General features: G+C 71.9%; 13 protein-coding genes. 8 read left to right on the forward strand and 5 right to left on the reverse strand.

Going from position 1 to position 17,944, the window contains the following annotated elements; all coding sequences use genetic code 11:
• Positions 1-35: 35 nt before the first annotated feature.
• Both ACWCP6_RS04095 and ACWCP6_RS04100 read right to left on the reverse strand, forming a co-directional pair.
• Entirely contained in the window at positions 36-809 is a 774-nt protein-coding gene (locus tag ACWCP6_RS04095) for an SDR family NAD(P)-dependent oxidoreductase (RefSeq protein WP_450930751.1), read from the reverse strand.
• Positions 810-1,437: 628 nt separating this feature from the next.
• Positions 1,438-2,115, reverse strand: a complete 678-nt coding sequence (locus ACWCP6_RS04100; RefSeq protein WP_450930752.1) for an MOSC domain-containing protein — start codon at positions 2,113-2,115, stop codon at positions 1,438-1,440.
• A gap of 80 nt (positions 2,116-2,195) precedes the next feature.
• Here ACWCP6_RS04100 and ACWCP6_RS04105 point away from each other — a divergent pair, with 80 nt between their 5' ends.
• A complete protein-coding gene (locus tag ACWCP6_RS04105) occupies positions 2,196-3,104 on the forward strand; it encodes a LysR family transcriptional regulator (protein WP_450930753.1) in 909 nt (302 codons plus the stop codon).
• A 198-nt stretch (positions 3,105-3,302) separates the two neighbouring features.
• Here ACWCP6_RS04105 and ACWCP6_RS04110 read toward each other — a convergent pair whose 3' ends face one another.
• Positions 3,303-3,632: a WhiB family transcriptional regulator gene (locus ACWCP6_RS04110; RefSeq protein ID WP_450930754.1), complete on the reverse strand. Its 330-nt coding sequence runs from the start codon at positions 3,630-3,632 to the stop codon at positions 3,303-3,305.
• 376 nt (positions 3,633-4,008) lie between these two features.
• Here ACWCP6_RS04110 and ACWCP6_RS04115 point away from each other — a divergent pair, with 376 nt between their 5' ends.
• The 4 genes from ACWCP6_RS04115 to ACWCP6_RS04130 all read left to right on the forward strand — a co-directional run bounded on the left by ACWCP6_RS04115 (position 4,009) and on the right by ACWCP6_RS04130 (position 8,580).
• Positions 4,009-4,620 (forward strand): response regulator transcription factor, encoded by a 612-nt coding sequence (locus ACWCP6_RS04115; RefSeq protein WP_003948568.1) that lies wholly within the window; start codon positions 4,009-4,011, stop codon positions 4,618-4,620.
• A gap of 367 nt (positions 4,621-4,987) precedes the next feature.
• A complete protein-coding gene (locus ACWCP6_RS04120) occupies positions 4,988-5,563 on the forward strand; it encodes a sigma-70 family RNA polymerase sigma factor (protein ID WP_450930755.1) in 576 nt (191 codons plus the stop codon).
• Positions 5,564-5,823: 260 nt separating this feature from the next.
• Positions 5,824-7,329, forward strand: coding sequence for an IMP dehydrogenase (gene guaB, locus ACWCP6_RS04125; RefSeq protein ID WP_450930756.1), 1,506 nt, complete (start codon positions 5,824-5,826; stop codon positions 7,327-7,329).
• 126 nt (positions 7,330-7,455) lie between these two features.
• Positions 7,456-8,580: a GuaB3 family IMP dehydrogenase-related protein gene (locus tag ACWCP6_RS04130; protein ID WP_450930757.1), complete on the forward strand. Its 1,125-nt coding sequence runs from the start codon at positions 7,456-7,458 to the stop codon at positions 8,578-8,580.
• A 90-nt stretch (positions 8,581-8,670) separates the two neighbouring features.
• Here ACWCP6_RS04130 and ACWCP6_RS04135 read toward each other — a convergent pair whose 3' ends face one another.
• Positions 8,671-9,927, reverse strand: coding sequence for a nucleotide sugar dehydrogenase (locus ACWCP6_RS04135; protein ID WP_450930758.1), 1,257 nt, complete (start codon positions 9,925-9,927; stop codon positions 8,671-8,673).
• 263 nt (positions 9,928-10,190) lie between these two features.
• Here ACWCP6_RS04135 and ACWCP6_RS04140 point away from each other — a divergent pair, with 263 nt between their 5' ends.
• Positions 10,191-11,897 (forward strand): glycerol-3-phosphate dehydrogenase/oxidase, encoded by a 1,707-nt coding sequence (locus ACWCP6_RS04140; protein WP_450930759.1) that lies wholly within the window; start codon positions 10,191-10,193, stop codon positions 11,895-11,897.
• 102 nt (positions 11,898-11,999) lie between these two features.
• On the opposite strand, the gene ACWCP6_RS04145 is transcribed toward ACWCP6_RS04140, so the two are convergent.
• A complete protein-coding gene (locus tag ACWCP6_RS04145; RefSeq protein WP_450930760.1) occupies positions 12,000-13,043 on the reverse strand; it encodes a serine hydrolase domain-containing protein in 1,044 nt (347 codons plus the stop codon).
• A gap of 116 nt (positions 13,044-13,159) precedes the next feature.
• Here ACWCP6_RS04145 and ACWCP6_RS04150 point away from each other — a divergent pair, with 116 nt between their 5' ends.
• A complete protein-coding gene (locus ACWCP6_RS04150) occupies positions 13,160-15,181 on the forward strand; it encodes a serine/threonine-protein kinase (protein ID WP_450930761.1) in 2,022 nt (673 codons plus the stop codon).
• 223 nt (positions 15,182-15,404) lie between these two features.
• A complete protein-coding gene (locus tag ACWCP6_RS04155) occupies positions 15,405-17,915 on the forward strand; it encodes a protein kinase (protein ID WP_450930762.1) in 2,511 nt (836 codons plus the stop codon).
• Positions 17,916-17,944 lie beyond the last annotated feature (29 nt).

Below are 17,944 nucleotides of genomic sequence, written 5' to 3' on the forward strand. Positions count from 1 at the left end.
CGTCTCCCGCAGACCGGGGAAGCCTCCCGATCCGCTCACTGGGGTCCGTACTTGCGCCCCGTCCTCGACGTCATGCCCCCGAGCAGCCCGCGCGGCGTCAGCTTCACCACGCCCATCAGGGCCTTGTACCGAGGGTCGGGGACGGACAGCGAGCGCCCGCGCGCCAGATCGGCCAGGGCGGTGGCGACCACCTTGTCCGCGTCGAGCCACATCCACTTGGGGATGTTCTCCGTGCCCATCCCGGCCCGCTGGTGGAACTCGGTCCGTACGAAGCCGGGGCACAGTGCCATCAGCCGCACCCCGGACCCGGCCAGGTCCTTGGCGGCGCCCTGCGTGAACTGCACGACCCACGCCTTCGACGCCCCGTACGTGCCGCGCGGCACGAAGGCCGCCACCGACGCGACATTGACGACGCCGCCCCGGCCCCGCTCCCGCATCGCCTCTGTGGCGGCGGAGGTCAGCCGCAGCACTGCCTCGCAGTGCACCTTGAGCATCTTCAGCTCGTCGGCGAGCGGGACCTCGAGGTAGTGGCCCTTGTTGCCGAAGCCCGCGTTGTTGACGAGCAGGTCCACGGGGCTCCGACGCTCCGTCAGGCGCTGCTCGACCGCGGCGATCCCGTCGTCGGTGGAGAGGTCCGCCGTCAGCACCTCCGCCTCGATGCCATGCCGGTCGTGCAGCTCGGTCGCCTGCTCGCGCAGCCGCTTCGTGTCCCGTGCCACCAGGACGAGGTTGTGGCCGTCGGCGGCGAGTCGCCGCGCGAAGGCGGCGCCGATACCCGCGGTGGATCCCGTAATCAGAGCCGTAGTCATGGCCCAAGGCTAGTGACCGCTCGGTGGTGTCAAGGACATGCTGCGCCGCGGCGTCGAGGACGCGCCGGTCGCCGTAGGTGTGTCGCGTGAAGTGAGGCATGCGTCGAGCGTCCGGCATCCCGGGGGGCGCGTACATCGGGGACGGACCCCGAGCCGTCCCCGACTCAACCCCGGCAGGACGACCGGGCCTTCCCCGACGGACGGCGTCGAGGAGACGCCCGCGTGCCGTGTGCCGCGCCCGGGCTCGTGTCCGTGCGCTGCCGCTTCGGGTCGTGTCGCGTGCCGAGCTGCGGCTCGTACCTGTACGCCGCCGCCTCGGTCATGTCCGCGTGCCGTCTCCCGGCTTGCGTGCCGGGCCTCGGTTCTCGTGCCGTCTCCCGGCTTGCGTGCCGGGCCTCGGTCCTCGTGCCGTGTCCCGGCTCGCGTGCCGGGCCCAGGCTCGCGTACCGAGCCGCGGCTCACGTCCGCGCACCGGCTCCCGGCCACACGCCGCCGCCCCCGTGGCGGGTCCGCGGCCCGACCCCGGGGCGGACCTCCTTCCCGCGGTGGCTTCGGCGCGCGGGCGCGCCGTACCTCGCGGGCTGCCGCGGACGCCCCCCGCATCGCCCCGCGCAACGGCCGTCGTCCGTCAGGCCTGTCGTTCCCCGTACTTCGCCAGGTACTTCCGGGCTTCCGCGGCCGACTCGGGGTCCAGTGCATTGCCGGCCGCCAGCATCCGCGGCAGCAGGTCCCGTTCGGTCGTCACGGCGCGGAACTGGAAGCCGACCGTGACCTCGTGCTCGGGGCGGTGCACGATCTCGATGGGGTCGCCCGCGCGGATCTCGCCCGGTTCGATCACCCGCAGATAGGCGCCGGGCGCGCCCTTCTGCGTGAACCGCCTGACCCAGCCCTTCTCGCCGAGCGCGCCCGCGAACGTCCGGCAGGGGATCCGGCTCGAGGTGACCTCCAGCACCAGATCGGGACCGATCCGCCAGCGCTCGCCGATCTTCGCGCCGGTCACGTCGAGGGCCTCGGTCGTGAGGTTCTCGCCGAAGGCGCCACTGGGCAGCGACCGGCCCAGCTCACGCTCCCACTCGTCGAGGTCCTCGCGGGCGAAGGCGTACACCGCCTGGTCGTCGCCTCCGTGGTAGCGCCTGTCGCACACCGCGTCCCCGGCCAGTCCGCTGCCGCCCACGCCCTTCGGTCCGGGAGCCGTCACCCGCACCGGCCCCTCCACCGGACGCTTGTCGATGCCGGTCACGCCGTCGCGCTGATCCGTGTAGGGGACGGACTCGGGCCGCCCCAGATTCACTGACAGAAGCTTCATGAATTCACGGTAGGCGAGTCGGCCTCAAAGAGTCGACGGGGTATTCACCGCCATACCCAAGACTCCCTTATGCTTGAAGGGTGATCGAGGCCCGTCATCTCCGTGTCCTGCGCGCGGTCGCCGCCACCGGTTCGTTCTCCGCGGCGGCCCGCGAACTCGGCTGCACCCAGCCCGCCGTCAGCCAGCAGATGAAGGCCCTGGAGTCCTCCGCCGGTACGCCGCTGCTGATCCGCACGGGCCGCGAGATGCGCCTCACGCAGGCGGGCGAGGCGCTGGTCCGGCATGCGTCGGGCATCCTCGCCGGGCTCACCGCGGCCGAGGAGGAGGTCGCTGCGATCGCTGGACTGCGGGCCGGACGCGTACGCCTCGTGTCCTTCCCGAGCGGCAGTTCCACGCTGGTGCCGACCGCGCTCGCCGCGCTGCGCGCCGCTCACCCCGGCACCCGGGTCTCCCTGGTGGAGGCCGAGCCTCCGCGCTCGGTCGAGATGCTGCGCGAGGGCGACTGCGACGTGGCACTGGCCTTCCGGTACCGGGGCGCGTCCGCGGCCGACGAGTGGCAGGACCTCGTCGTGCGGCCGCTGCTCATGGACCGGCTCGTCGTGCTGGTGCCCGAGGAGCACCGCCTGGCGCAGGCCGACTCGCTGGCCATCGGGGAACTCGCCGACGAGCCGTGGATCGCGGGCTGCCCGCGGTGCCGTGGTCAGCTGGTCGAGGTCTGCCGGAGCGCGGGCTTCGCGCCCCGTATCGACTTCGCGACGGACGACTATCCGGCGGTGGTCGGTCTGGTGGGCGCGGGACTCGGCGTGGCCGTACTGCCCGAGTTGGCGCTGGAGGCCGTACGCGCCAAGGGCACGCGAACGGTCGTGGTGGAGCCCGCGGTGGAGCGGGAGATCGTGGCGCTCACGCTGCCGGACCTGGCGCAGGTCCCGGCAGTGGCCGCCACCCTGGACCAGCTCGGTCGTGCGGCGGCGCGCAAGGTACCCGTCTGACACGGGGCGCGTCCCGCGTCGGAGAGCGCATGGCCGCAAGAGGAGCGCTTCGGGCGGTAACGGTCGCGCGGCTGTCGGAGGCGCGCTTCGAGCCGTAGCGGGCGCGGGGTTGGTACGGCGCCCGGAGGCCGGCACGCCGAAGTACTGCAGGGCAGCGGGAAGCACGGCGCGCGTACGCACCTATGCAGAAACGTTCCTTCAGCTGTTCGGAGCGGGACCGCCGCTCGTCGCCGAGGCTGGGACCAGACGGTTGCGGGCCCGGCCCATGAGCTCCTCGCGCTCGTCCTCGGTCAGTCCGCCCCACACCCCGTACGGCTCACGCACCGCCAGTGCGTGAGCGGCGCATTCCGCGCGCACCGGGCACCTCATGCACACCTCTTTGGCCGAGTTCTCACGTGCGCTCCGTGCCGCCCCGCGCTCGCCCTCCGGGTGGAAGAAGAGCGAACTGTCGACCCCACGGCAGGCCGCGAGGAGCTGCCAGTCCCACAGATCTGCGTTCGGTCCGGGAAGGCGGGAGAAATCTGCCATTGCTTGTCCCCTTGAAGCCGTTCTGACGCGGACACTGCCCACGACCGTACATCTACTGTCGAAGGAGATGAAAATATGACTCTTTGTGAATCTAGCCTCAGACACCAGCAAAAGGGAAGAAAAGCCGCTAAATGGGGCATAGCTCTTGACGAACGATTCGGTCACCCTCGGCTCCTGCCGTGTGTTCGCGCCCTCACGTAGAGTGCCGAAGGTGGCTGAGTGGCCCGTAACTCTTTCGAGTGACCATCGTTGAGAGTGCGGAGGCGGTTGAAACAACAAGCGCTCGGGCAAGTGCCCGAGGGCGTCAACCGCACAGGTGACGATTCGTACCAGCCTGGAGGCTCAAGGTGACGCGCATCAGCTGCGGAGGGCGGTCATGACTTCCGTCCTCGTCTGCGACGACTCCCCGCTTGCCCGAGAGGCGCTGCGGCGCGCGGTCGCGACCGTGCCCGGCGTCGAGCGTGTGACGACGGCGGCCAACGGCGAGGAAGTCCTCCGCCGCTGGGGCGCCGACCGTTCGGACCTGATTCTGATGGACGTACGCATGCCCGGACTGGGCGGCGTGGAGACGGTGCGGCGGCTGCTGTCCGCCGACCCCGGTGCGCGGATCATCATGCTCACCGTCGCCGAGGACCTCGACGGGGTGGCCCTGGCCGTCGCCGCCGGTGCCCGCGGCTATCTGCACAAGGACGCATCGCGCGCGGAACTGCGGGCGACCGTGACGCAGGCGCTCGCCGACCCCACCTGGCGACTCGCCCCGCGTCGGCTCCGGTCCGCCGAGATGGGTGCCGCGCCGACGCTCACCGCCCGTGAGATCCAGGTCCTGGAGGGCATGAGTCACGGCCGGTCCAATGCCGAGATCGGGCGCGAGCTGTTCCTCTCCGAGGACACCGTCAAGACGCATGCCCGGCGGCTCTTCAAGAAGCTCGGCGCCTCGGACCGTGCGCACGCCGTGGCGCTCGGCTTCCGCTGGGGCCTGGTCCGCTAGGTGTGCCGCCGCGGGGGTACGGCGATCCCCGCCCGCCGTCGGGCGGGCGGGGCGGGGGCTGCCCGGCGGACCTGCCGGGCAGCGTCCGGTGATCGCCGGCCCGCGGGGCCCGCGGTGTCCCGTTTCGCGCATTGCGAGACGGGTGGCCGCGAGCCCGTGGGGGCCGACGGGGCGGACCCCAGGACGCCCGCTGCTCGTTTCGTCGCGGATGCCGCATCCTTGAGGTGTGGAGTTCCTCGGGGACAAGTCGGTCGAGCGGGAGGGGAGGGCGCAAGGGATGAGTTCCGGCGCACCTGCTCATAACGCTTCGGTGCACAACTATGGACGCGGTGCCACGGATCGTTCGACGCCAAGGCACCATGGACCGATGCGCGACGACGGGACGACGGTGATCGGTGCGCTCGTCCATCGTGCCGTCGAGGGCGACGAGCAGGCCACGCACGACCTGCTGGCCCACGTCCATCCCCTCGCCCTGCGCTACTGCCGCACCCGGCTGTCCCGGCTGCCGGGTGATGCGCGTCACTTCGTGGAGGACCTCGCGCAGGAGGTCTGTGTGGCGGTGCTGCTCGCCCTGCCGCGCTACAAGGACACCGGCCGCCCCTTCGAGGCGTTCGTCTTCGCCATCGCCGCACACAAGGTCGCCGATCTTCAGCGTGCTGCCATGCGCCACCCCGGTTCCACCGCCGTGCCCTCGGACGAGATGCCCGAGCGCCCGGACGACTCGCTGGGCCCCGAGGAGCGCGCCCTGCTCAGCAGCGACGCCGAGTGGGCCAAGAAACTCCTCGCCAACCTTCCGGACAACCAGCGCGAGCTGCTTCTGCTCCGTATCGCCGTCGGCCTCACCGCCGAGGAGACCGGACAGATGCTGGGCATGTCCCCGGGGGCGGTGCGTGTGGCGCAGCACCGCGCACTGAGCCGGCTGCGGGCGCTCGCCGAGCAGTAGCGGGCGCTGGGCGCCGGGCGTCCGTACGGTGGGCGGCGGCCCGTGCTCGTGCCGTGCGCGCAGTGCGTGTGCAGTGGCTGTGCGCGCCGCGGCCGGGCCTCCTGCGCCCGCTTTTTCGCGCGCGGCGGGGGCGCGTGGCCCATGCCTCCACGCCGTATGAACATACAAAGCTGCCCAACGATCTTGATCGTGGAATGAGACACCGGCGGATCCCGTTAGCATGGACATCCGCACCGAGCAAGGCCATTGGGGAAGGTGTCATGACTGCAAACGTCGACGGAGTGCCCGGAAAGTTCGCGACACTCGGGCTGACCTACGACGACGTGCTGCTCCTCCCGGGCGCGTCCAACATGGCACCCGACGAGATCGACACTGCCTCGTACCTCTCGAGGAACGTCAAGCTGAACGTCCCGCTGCTGTCCGCGGCGATGGACAAGGTCACCGAGGCGCGCATGGCCATCGCCATGGCCCGGCAGGGCGGCGCCGGTGTGCTGCACCGCAACCTCTCCATCGCGGACCAGGCCAACCAGGTCGACCTGGTGAAGCGCTCCGAGTCCGGCATGGTCACCGACCCGATCACGGTGCACCCGGACGCCACGCTCGCCGAGGCCGACGCGATCTGTGCGAAGTTCCGCATCAGCGGCGTCCCGGTGACCGACGGCGGCGGCAAGCTGCTCGGCATCGTCACCAACCGCGACATGGCCTTCGAGTCGGACCGCTCCCGCCAGGTGCGCGAGGTCATGACGCCGATGCCGCTGGTCACCGGCAAGGTCGGGATCTCCGGCGTGGACGCCATGGAGCTGCTGCGCCGCCACAAGATCGAGAAGCTGCCGCTGGTCGACGACGACGGCATCCTCAAGGGCCTCATCACGGTCAAGGACTTCGTCAAGGCGGAGAAGTACCCGAACGCCGCCAAGGACGCCAACGGCCGCCTCATCGTCGGTGCCGCGGTCGGAGTCGCCGGCGACTCCTTCGAGCGCGCCCAGGCGCTGATCGAGGCGGGCGTCGACTTCATCGTCGTCGACACAGCGCACGGCCACTCCCGGCTGGTCGGCGACATGGTCGCCAAGATCAAGTCGAACGCGTCCGGTGTGGACGTCATCGGTGGCAACGTCGCCACGCGCGACGGCGCGCAGTCGCTGGTCGACGCCGGTGTCGACGGCATCAAGGTGGGCGTCGGCCCGGGCTCCATCTGCACCACCCGTGTCGTCGCCGGCATCGGTGTGCCGCAGGTGACCGCGATCTACGAGGCGTCGCTCGCCGCCAAGGAGGCCGGGGTCCCGGTCATCGGCGACGGCGGCCTGCAGTACTCCGGCGACATCGCGAAGGCCCTGGTCGCGGGCGCGGACACGGTGATGCTGGGCTCGCTGCTCGCGGGCTGCGAGGAGTCGCCGGGCGAGCTGCTGTTCATCAACGGCAAGCAGTTCAAGTCCTACCGGGGCATGGGTTCGCTGGGCGCCATGCAGTCGCGCGGCGACCGGAAGTCGTTCTCCAAGGACCGCTACTTCCAGGAGGGCGTCGCCTCCGACGAGCAGCTGATCCCCGAGGGCATCGAGGGCCAGGTCCCCTACCGCGGCCCGCTCTCCTCGGTCGTCCACCAGCTGGTGGGTGGCCTGCGCCAGTCCATGTTCTACGTCGGTGGCCGCACCGTCCCCGAGCTCCAGGAGCGCGGCCGTTTCGTGCGGATCACCTCGGCGGGTCTGAAGGAGAGCCACCCGCACGACATCCAGATGACGGTCGAGGCGCCGAACTACAGCAGGAAGTAGTCTCCGGGGAGGATCCGAGTGGTCCCCCGCGTGTGTGGAGGGCGGTCCCGGGGTTTCCCGGGGCCGCCCTCGCTATTGCGTCGGGGATACTGGGAGGCGCTGGAACGCAGAGGAAAGGCCACACACGTGACTGAGATCGAGATCGGGCGCGGCAAGCGCGGCCGCCGGGCGTACGCGTTCGACGACATCGCCGTCGTCCCGAGCCGTCGTACGCGGGACCCGAAGGAGGTCTCGATCGCCTGGCAGATCGACGCCTACCGTTTCGAGCTGCCCTTCCTGGCCGCCCCCATGGACTCGGTCGTCTCGCCGGCCACCGCGATCCGCATCGGTGAGCTCGGCGGTCTCGGCGTCCTCAACCTCGAAGGTCTGTGGACCCGGTACGAGGACCCGCAGCCGCTGCTCGACGAGATCGTCGGGCTGCCCGCCGAGACGGCGACCCGGCGCCTCCAGGAGATCTACGCGGCCCCCATCAAGGAGGAGCTGATCGGCCAGCGCATCAAGGAGGTGCGCGACTCCGGTGTGGTCACGGCGGCCGCGCTCTCGCCGCAGCGCACGGCCCAGTTCTCCAAGGCCGTCGTCGACGCGGGCGTGGACATCTTCGTCATCCGCGGCACGACGGTGTCGGCGGAGCACGTGTCGGGTGCCGCCGAGCCGCTGAACCTGAAGCAGTTCATCTACGAGCTCGACGTGCCGGTGATCGTCGGTGGCTGCGCCACCTACACGGCGGCCCTGCACCTGATGCGCACGGGCGCGGCCGGTGTCCTGGTCGGCTTCGGCGGCGGCGCGGCGCACACCACGCGCAACGTCCTCGGCATCCAGGTCCCGATGGCGACCGCCGTCGCGGACGTCGCGGCGGCCCGCCGCGACTACATGGACGAGTCCGGCGGCCGGTACGTGCACGTCATCGCGGACGGCGGCGTGGGCTGGTCCGGCGACCTGCCCAAGGCCATCGCCTGCGGCGCGGACTCCGTCATGATGGGCTCCCCGCTGGCGCGCGCCACGGACGCACCCGGCAAGGGCCACCACTGGGGCATGGAGGCCGTCCACGAGGAGGTGCCGCGCGGCAAGCGCGTCGACCTCGGCACAGTCGGCACCACCGAGGAGATCCTCACCGGTCCGTCGCACACGCCGGACGGCTCCATGAACTTCTTCGGCGCCCTGAAGCGTGCGATGGCGACCACGGGCTACAGCGAGCTCAAGGAGTTCCAGCGGGTCGAGGTCACCGTGGCGGACTCCCAGCACAAGCGCTGACGGCACCACGCCCACAGGAAGGGGCCGGCTCACCTCGCGGGTGACCCGGCCCCTTCCGGCATGGCGCGTCCCGGACGCTCGTCGGCCCGCTCACAGCCGGTACGCCGCACCCGCCGGTGTCGCTCCCCGGGTGTCGAGCAGCAGTTGCGCCTTCACGGCCAGGCCCTGGAGGTCGAAGGTGCGGTGGGGCTGGAGGAGCAGCGTGAGGTCGGCCTCGGCGGCGGCCTCGTAGAGGGAGTCCGCGCGCGGAACGGGCCGGCCGAGCACATGCCAGGCGGGCACCAGGGGGTCGTGGTAGCTGACCGAGGCGCCGAGCTCCATCAGCCGGACGGCGATCTCCTGCGCGGGCGTGCCGCACTGGTCGGCGAGGTCCGGTTTGTAGGTGACGCCGAGCAGCAGCACACGGGCCCCGCGCGCGGACTTGCCGTGCTCGTTGAGGAGGGCCGCGACGCGCCGGATGACGTACCCGGGCATCTGGCCGTTCACCTGCTGCGCCAGCTCGACCATGCGCAGCGGACGCACCGAGTGCCGTGTCCCCGAGAGGTCCTGCGCGACGGCGTGGCCGCCGACGCCGGGCCCCGGCCGGAAGGCCTGGAAGCCGAACGGCTTGGTCTCCGCGCACCGGATGACGTCCCACAGGTCCACGCACAACTCGTGGCAGAGCACGGCCATCTCGTTGACCAGAGCGATGTTGACGTGCCGGAAGTTGGTCTCCAGCAGTTGCACCGTCTCGGCCTCGCGCGGTCCGCGCGCGCGGACCACCTTGTCGGTGAGGCGCCCGTAGAAGGCAGCGGCGGACTCAGTGCAGGCGGGGGTGAGTCCGCCGATGACCTGGGGCGTGTTCGCGCGGTTGTGCACGCGGTTGCCGGGGTCGATGCGGCTGGGGGCGTGGGCGAGGTGGAAGTCGCGGCCGGCCCGGAGCCCGGAGCCCTCCTCGAGCAGGGGCAGCAGGAGGCCCTCCGTGGTGCCCGGCGGAACGGCCGATTCGAGGATGACGGTGGTGTACGGGCGCAGCCGGGCCGCCAGGGTGCGCGCGGCCTCGGTGACCTGACCGAGGTCGAGTTCGCCGTCGGCGCCGCGCGGCGTGGGCACGCAGATGACGGCGGTGCGGACGCGGCCCAGTTCGGCGGGGTCGGCGGTGGAGCGGAAGCCCGAGGCGAGCATGCGTCGCAGATCGGCGGGGGTGAGCGCGCCGTCCTCCAGGCCGTCGACGGGGGACCGCTCGCTGCGGTCACCCGTGGTCGGGCCGGGTTCGTAGCCGAGCGTGGCGAAGCCGGCGGCGACGGCGGCCTGGGCCAGGGGCAGGCCGAGGTGGCCGAGTCCGACGACGGCGAGGTCTGCGGGCATGGAGTGGGCCGTCCTTCCCAATAACCGGGGCGCGAGGATCGCGCAAGTCCAGTGGACAGAGTGGACTAGCGCAATGTCACACTAGGCGTAAATATGACCGACTTGCGGCATTGACCAGCCATGTTCCGCGAGTGTTGTCCACAGCCCGGGCTGCGCGTGGTGGCTGAAGCGAGGTATCCCGGTCACACTTTGTGCAGGGAGAGATGCGTAGCCCGGGCTCACCCGACGGGTGCGGCCTTCACGACACGTGACGGGAGGCAGCGGTGAGGACAGCGACACTGGGGCCGATGGAGCGCGCCGAGTCACTGGCGGCCATGGCCGAGCGCGAGCTGGACATCCTGGTCGTGGGCGCGGGTGTGGTCGGTGCGGGTACGGCCCTGGATGCGGCAACACGCGGCCTGACCACCGGTCTCGTCGAGGCCCGGGACTGGGCATCGGGCACGTCCAGCCGGTCGAGCAAGCTGATCCATGGCGGCCTGCGCTACTTGGAGATGCTCGACTTCGCCCTCGTCCGCGAGGCACTGAAGGAGCGCGGACTGCTCCTGGAGCGCCTCGCCCCGCACCTCGTGAAGCCCGTGCCGTTCCTCTACCCGCTCCAGCACAGGGGCTGGGAGCGGCTGTACGCAGGATCGGGCGTGGCGCTGTACGACGCGATGTCGATGGCGCGCGGCCATGGCCGCGGACTGCCGATGCACCGGCACCTGACCCGTCATCACGCCCTGCGTGTCGCGCCGTGCCTGAAGAAGGAGGCGCTCGTCGGGGCGCTGCAGTACTACGACGCGCAGATGGACGACGCCCGCTATGTGGCGACCCTGGTGCGCACGGCCGCCGCCTACGGAGCCAAGGTCGCCAACCGCGCCCGGGTGACCGGCTTCCTGCGCGAGGGCGAGCGGGTCGTCGGCGCCCGGGTGAAGGACGTGGAAGGGGGCGGGGAGTACGAGATCCACGCCAAGCAGGTCGTCAATGCCACCGGCGTGTGGACCGACGACACCCAGGCCATGGTCGGAGAGCGCGGCCGGTTCCATGTGCGGGCGTCCAAGGGCATCCACCTCGTCGTGCCGAAGGACCGCGTCCACTCGACGACCGGGCTCATCCTGCGCACCGAGAAGAGCGTCCTGTTCGTCATCCCCTGGGGCCGGCACTGGATCATCGGCACCACCGACACCGACTGGGATCTCGACAAGGCGCACCCTGCGGCATCCAGCGCCGACATCGACTATCTGCTGGAGCACGTGAACTCGGTGCTCTCGGTCCCGCTGACCCGGGACGACGTCCAGGGTGTGTACGCGGGCCTGCGCCCGCTGCTCGCCGGCGAGTCGGAGGCGACGAGCAAGTTGTCGCGCGAGCACATCGTGGCCCACCCGGTGCCCGGGCTGGTCGTCGTCGCGGGCGGCAAGTACACGACGTACCGGGTGATGGCCAAGGACGCCGTGGACGAGGCCGTGCACGGACTCGACCAGCGCGTCGCCGAATGCGTCACCGAGGACATTCCGCTGCTGGGGGCGGAGGGCTATCGCGCACTGTGGAACGCCCGCGCCCGAATAGCCGCGCGCACGGGCCTGCACGTCGTGCGCGTCGAACACCTGCTGAACAGGTACGGCTCGCTCGCCGAGGAGCTGTTCGACCTCATCACCGAGCGGCCCTCGCTGGGTGAGCCGCTGGCGGGAGCCGACGACTATCTGCGGGCCGAGGTCGTGTACGCGGCCTCGCACGAGGGGGCGCGGCACCTGGACGACGTGCTGACCCGGCGCACCCGTATCTCCATCGAGACCTTCGACCGGGGGACCCGGAGCGCCCGTGAGGCCGCCGACCTGATGGCGCCGGTGCTGGGCTGGGACAAGGACCAGATCGAGCGCGAGGTCGAGCACTACGAGAAGCGGGTGGAGGCCGAGCGCGAGTCCCAGCGGCAGCCGGACGACCTCACCGCGGACGCCGCACGGCTCGGAGCGCCCGACATCGTGCCGCTGTAGTCACGGAGCGTGAAAGAGGTCCGATCGGCGGGAACCCGGTGCGGGGCCCGGCCGTTGGACGAGGTGAGAGGGGATCGCGAGGCGCCGCCGGGGCGTGGCACCTCACCTGGTGCGAGGGCAGAACTCCGCGGTCAGCAGCGTGTATTCGAGGTCGGGATCGGACAGTTCGTCCGTGTTGACGCGGAAAGTGAAGACATGTGTTCCGTCGCGGGTGGAGGCGGTGCGCACATAACTGCCGTCGATGCGGCCGTTGTGTCCCCAGACGGTGGTGCCGCAGGGCAGTTTCTGCGGGTAGAGGCCCATGCCGTACAGGCCGTGTGCGGTACGGGTGTTGAGCATCGTGTGCAGTTCGGCGGGCGGGAGCAGCCGTCCGCCGAGCAGCGCCGTGTAGAAGCGGTTCAGGTCTCCGAGGGTCGAGATCACCTCGCCGGCTGCTCCGGCGACCCGCGGATCGAGATCGGTGACGTCCTGTCCGCCTGCCGCGTACGCATGGCCGTGCGGTGACGGAAGGGTGGTGCGGGCGCCCGGGAAGGAGGTGCCCGTCAGACGCAGCGGGGTGATGATGCGGCGTTCGGTCTCGGTGGCGTACGCGTGGCCGGTGACGCGGGCGACGACCATGCCGAGCAGGACGTAGTTGGTGTTCGAGTAGGTGAAACGCCCGCGTGGGGCCGGGGGATGGGCGAGGGCGGTGCGGACCGCCCGGAGCGGAGTGAGGGGGACGGTGCCCTTGGTGTCGGCGGTGAAGTCGTAGAGCCCGCTCGTGTGCGTGAGCAGGGCACGCAGGGTCAGTGCGCGGCCGTCGTTCCCGTGGCCTCGGACCAGGCCGGGCAGATACTGATCGACCGTGTCGGACAGGGACAGCCGGTGCTCGGCGACGAGTTGCAGCACCACCGTCGCCAGGAACGTCTTGGTGATGCTGCCCGCGCGGAAGCGGTCGGCGCGGTGGATGCCGGAGCCGCTGCGCGCGTAGCGGGACCCCGACCGGTCGTGGGCCAGCAGCGCGGCCGAGGCGGGCTTGCCCTTGTCCACGAGGAGCGGAAGAGTGGAGTCCGAGGCCGGCGCCAGGGGTGTCGGCAAGGTGTCCGGGGTCAGCCCGAGCAGGACCATGGCCAGGGGCAGGGCCAGCAGCGTCCGGCGCAGAGGCATGGGGGGTCCTTCCGTCTGTCCGGCCCATCATGGGGCACGGCGGACCCTGGGCGTGGGCCGGTCCCCGCGTGAGGGACAATGAAGGCTCTGTCAGGGCGGGTTGCATGAGGGGACGCATGTCGGAGGCGGAGCAGGCGGGGGAATCCCGTCAGGACAAGAGTTCACGTCTCCTCGCCGGCCGGTACCGGCTGGGGGAGGTGCTCGGCCGCGGCGGCATGGGTACGGTCTGGCGTGCCAAGGACGAGACGCTGGGCCGCACGGTCGCGGTGAAGGAACTCCGGTTCCCGGGCAGCATCGACGAGGAGGAGAAGCGCCGGCTCGTCACCCGGACGCTGCGCGAGGCCAAGGCCATCGCACGTATCCGGAACAACGGCGCGGTGACGGTCTACGACGTCGTCCAGGAGGACGACCGGCCCTGGATCGTGATGGAGCTCGTCGAGGGCAAGTCCCTCGCCGAGGCGATCCGTGAGGACGGGCTCCTGACGCCGAGGCGCGCGGCGGAGGTCGGTCTCGCCATCCTCGACGTGCTGCGTGCCGCCCACCGCGAGGGCATCCTGCACCGCGACGTGAAGCCGTCCAACGTGCTGATCGCCGAGGACGGCCGCGTCGTGCTGACCGACTTCGGCATCGCGCAGGTCGAGGGCGACCCGTCGATCACCTCGACCGGCATGCTCGTCGGTGCGCCTTCCTACATCTCCCCGGAGCGGGCGCGCGGCCACAAGCCCGGCCCCGCGGCCGACCTGTGGTCGCTGGGCGGCCTGCTGTACGCGTCGGTGGAGGGCGTGCCGCCCTACGACAAGGGGTCGGCGATCGCAACGCTGACCGCGGTGATGACGGAGCCGGTGGATCCGCCGAAGAACGCGGGGCCGCTGGAGGAGGTCATCTACGGCCTGCTCGCCAAGGACCCGGCGCAGCGGCTGGACGACGCGGGTGCGCGTGCCCTGCTGAACGTCGTCATCCACGAGCCGGAGCCCAAGGAGGCCGCGGCACCGGAGGCGCCCGAGGCGACGAAGGTCGTCCCGATCCCGCCGGCGCCCGAGGAGCGGTCCGCCGCGCGGGTGTCCGGGGCGGCCGGGCTCCGCAAGTCCGAAGAGGCGGCGGAGCGGCTGCGCGGGGCGCTGCGTTCGGCGCGCAAGGCCGCCGCGGCCACCGCCTCGAGCGCGCTGAGCAAGTCCGCGGCACAGATCAAGGCTTCGCCGGGCGCCGGGTCGGACGGGGCCACGAAGAAGGCAGGCGCATCGGGCACGGGTACGGGGTCGGGCACGGGCGCCGGTTCCGGGTCCGCGGCGGCATCGGCTTCGGGCGCGGCGAACGGCGGTCGGTCCGGATCGGTGCCGCGCACCCCGCCGAAGGCGTCGTTGACCGATGTGGTGCCCAGACGGACCCTGGTGATCATCGCGGTGATCGTGGCGCTGGTCGTGATCGGCACCGTGCTGGCCCTCACGCTGAACGGCGGCGACGGCACCGCGGCAGGCGGAGGCCACACCGACAAGGCGGCCTCCACCGGCGCGACCGCCGGATCCGGGAGCGGCAAGGGCAAGAACGGCTCCACCGGCGACCGGACCCAGGGGCAGGGCAAGGGAGCCGGACAGAGCGCGACGCAGACGGACGACCAGGGCAAGGACGGCTCGGACGACTCGTCGGACGACGGAGACGACAAGGGCGGCCAGGACGGCGGCAAGGGAAACGCCAAGGGCGCGGGTGACGCGGCTGTCACGACGTACAAGGCCAAGCAGGGCTTCTCCATAGGTCTGCCGAAGGGCTGGTCCTACAAGGCGACGGACTACGCGGGCGCCCGGTTCACCGGGCCCGACGGGCAGAAGCTGCTGATCGGGTGGACGTCGACCCCCAAGGACGACCCGGTGCAGGACTGGCGCAACCAGGAGGGGGCCATGGTCCGGCCGCAGTACCACAAGATCCGCATAGAGGCCGTGGGCTACCGGAGCTGGAAGACGGCAGACTGGGAGTTCACCTACGTCGACGGGGGCACCAAGTACCGGTCCGTGGACCGTGGTTTCGTCGTCAACTCCCACCAGGGCTACGGAATGATGTACACGGCCAGGGCCGGTGACTGGGGCGGGGACCAGCGGCGCACGACGTGGCAGACCTTCACGAGGACATTCCAGCCGAAGTCCTGAGGGGAAGATTCGGGTACCCGAGGGGAACGTCCGGGTACCTGGGGGGAAGGCGCGGGGCCGGGTTCTTCCCGGGGCCCCAGTTCCGGCAACCCCTCGGTGCGGGGTGCCTCCGGCACGTATCGTGAGTGGTCGGGGACCGTACGAAGCCGGTACGGGACTCGTGGCGGGGCACAACAGGACGCAAAACGAACGGAATTGACCGCCGGGCGGGAGGGGGAGCGTCGTGGACGACTTCGCGGGGCGCGTCCTCGCCGACCGCTATCGCCTGCCGTTGCCCCCGTCCGACGAGTACGAACTCGCGGAAACCCGGGCCTTCGACACCTACAGCGGGCAGGAAGTGCTGGTCCGGCAGGTGCCGTTGCCCGAGGTCGTCGAGGCGGAGGTGCTCGACGCGGAAGGCCGCCCCGAGGGGTTCGTGGGGGCGAGGCGGACCTCCGGGGCCGCGCGCCGGTCCGCGGATCCCGCCGTGCGGCGCGCGATCGAAGCGGCGCAGGCGGCAGCGCGGATCCCGGACCACCCCCGCCTCGACCAGGTCTTCGACGTGTTCGCGGAGGGCGGCTCGCTCTGGATCGTCAGCGAGTACGTCGCGGCCCGGCCGCTGGCGGCGCTGCTCGCGGAGCGCCCGCTCACGCCGTACCGGGCGGCCGAGGTCGGCGCGGACGTCCTCACCGCGCTCCGGGCACTGCACGCGCACGGCTGGGTGCACCGGAACATCACCACCCGAACGGTGCTCGTCTGCGACGACGGCCGTGTGGTGCTCACGGGTCTGGCATCGGGAGCCGCCGAAGAGGCGCTGTGCGGGTACGACCCGGTCCCGGAGTCATGGGGGGCCGCCTCTCCCGGAGAGGAACCCGGCCCCGAGCCCGCCACCGGGCGGCCGACGGGCGACGGCAGGCCGAACGGTGCTCCGGGTCGCAGGGTTCCGGGGCAGGCCGCAGGCGCCGGCGCGCCGTACGGCGAGCGCGGGCCGGGGGACGGCGGGCCCGAGGCCTCCGCGCGAACGCCCGGCCCGCCGGGAGCGCCCGGCCCGGGCGGCAACGGCGCCGGCGGCTCCGGGAGCGCCCGTGCGGCCCGCGCGGGCGCCATCGCCGCGTATCAGGCCGGTGCCAGGGCGGCGGCGCGTGTGAGCGAGGGCCAGCGCCCCGGGAGCAGCGCCGGAGCCCTGCCCGTGCCGCGCGCGGACGCCGCGGGGTCCCGGCCCGACGTGTCCGGCTTCACGCCCGGGGACTCCGGTGCGTACGACACGCAGGGCGGTGCCGCCGTCGGCCGGGCCTCCGGGGCACCCGTCCCGCACGGCAGGATCGCCGACCCCTACGGCGTCGCGTCCCACAGCCCCCAAGCCCTTGGTCCCGCCCGGGCGAATCCGCTTCCCGGCCCCCCGGGTGCCCTGGAGGACACCACGGGCGCACGGGAGGACGCCCCGGACCCCGGCTGGGACGGCCTCGTGGACGGCGGCCGTCCCCGTGGCCCCGCGACGGCCCTGGCGGCCGAGCGGGCACGGCAGGCGCGTATGACGGTGGTGGGGCCGGTCACCGAGCGGTGGGCGCCCGAGCAGGCCGGGGCGGTGCACGAGAACTGGCAGCTGGCCGCGCCGATCGGACCCTCGACCGATCTGTGGGCGCTGGGTGCCCTGCTGTTTCGGGCGGTGCAGGGACACGCCCCCTACCCGGAGGAGAGCACGCCCGAGCTGGTGCAGCTGGTGTGCGCCGAGCCGCCGGCCTTCGCCGAGGAGTGCGGTCCGCTCAGGCCCGTCGTCGAGTCCCTGCTGCGTCAGGACCCCACCGAGCGCCCCGACTTCGAGGAACTGCGCGGCTGGCTCCGCTCCCTGGTGCGGTCCGCGCCCGAGCCGGAGGCCGGCGCCCACGTCATACCGGCGCCCCCCGTGGACCCCAGCCGGCTGCCCATCGTGCGCCGTCGCGGGGAGCTCGTGCGCAAACGGCGCGCCGCGGCTCCCGCAACCACGGTGCACGGCGCCGCCCGGCACAAGCGGGCCCGGCAGAGCGCCCCGCAGGGTCCGCCCCGGCGCCTCGGCCGGACCCTGCTGCTGCTCATCCTGCTGGGGCTGGCGGCCGCCATCGCGTACGCCATGGTGTTCATGCCGAAGGCGGAGTCGAAGGGGGCGGCCCCCGGCGACAGGCGCATGGGCGGCCGGACGCAGCCGAGCCCCGGGCTCTCCGCCGACGCCGGATCCGGTCCCACGGCGGACCCGACGGACGGCAACCCGCCCGCCCGGACCCCCGGTTCACAGCGGCCCCAGACCACCGGGCCCGACCTCCCCAAGGGGTTCGCGCTCCGGAAGGACCCGGCCGGTTTCGAGGTGGCCGTCGCCACCGGATGGACCCGCAGGCCGGAAAACGGCCAGGGTCAAGTCGTCTACGCCCACGGTGATTTCGAGCTGATCGTCGTGCCCGGTAGGGACCGGGTCGCCGACTTCGGCAGCGATCCGCTGACGTACCAGAGGGAGAAGGAACGCGAACTGCAACCGTTCCGGGACTCCTCCTGGGCCACCTCCAGCGGACTGCGCAGGATCGACGTCGGCGCGAGCGGGCGCTCCATGGCGGAGGGTCAGTTCACCTGGCAGGACAGCGGCGGAGGCGAGATATACGTGCGGAACCTCGCGGTTCTGGCCGAGGGGCGCTACCACGTCGTGCAGGTGCGGGGCCCCGAGGGCGAACGGGACGAGGTGACACGGCTCTACGAACAGGCGGCGGCCACGTATCAGGTCACCAAGTAGCCACGCCGGTCGCCGAGTAGCCGCGGTCC

It is taken from the genome of Streptomyces sp. NPDC002004, assembly GCF_053593975.1.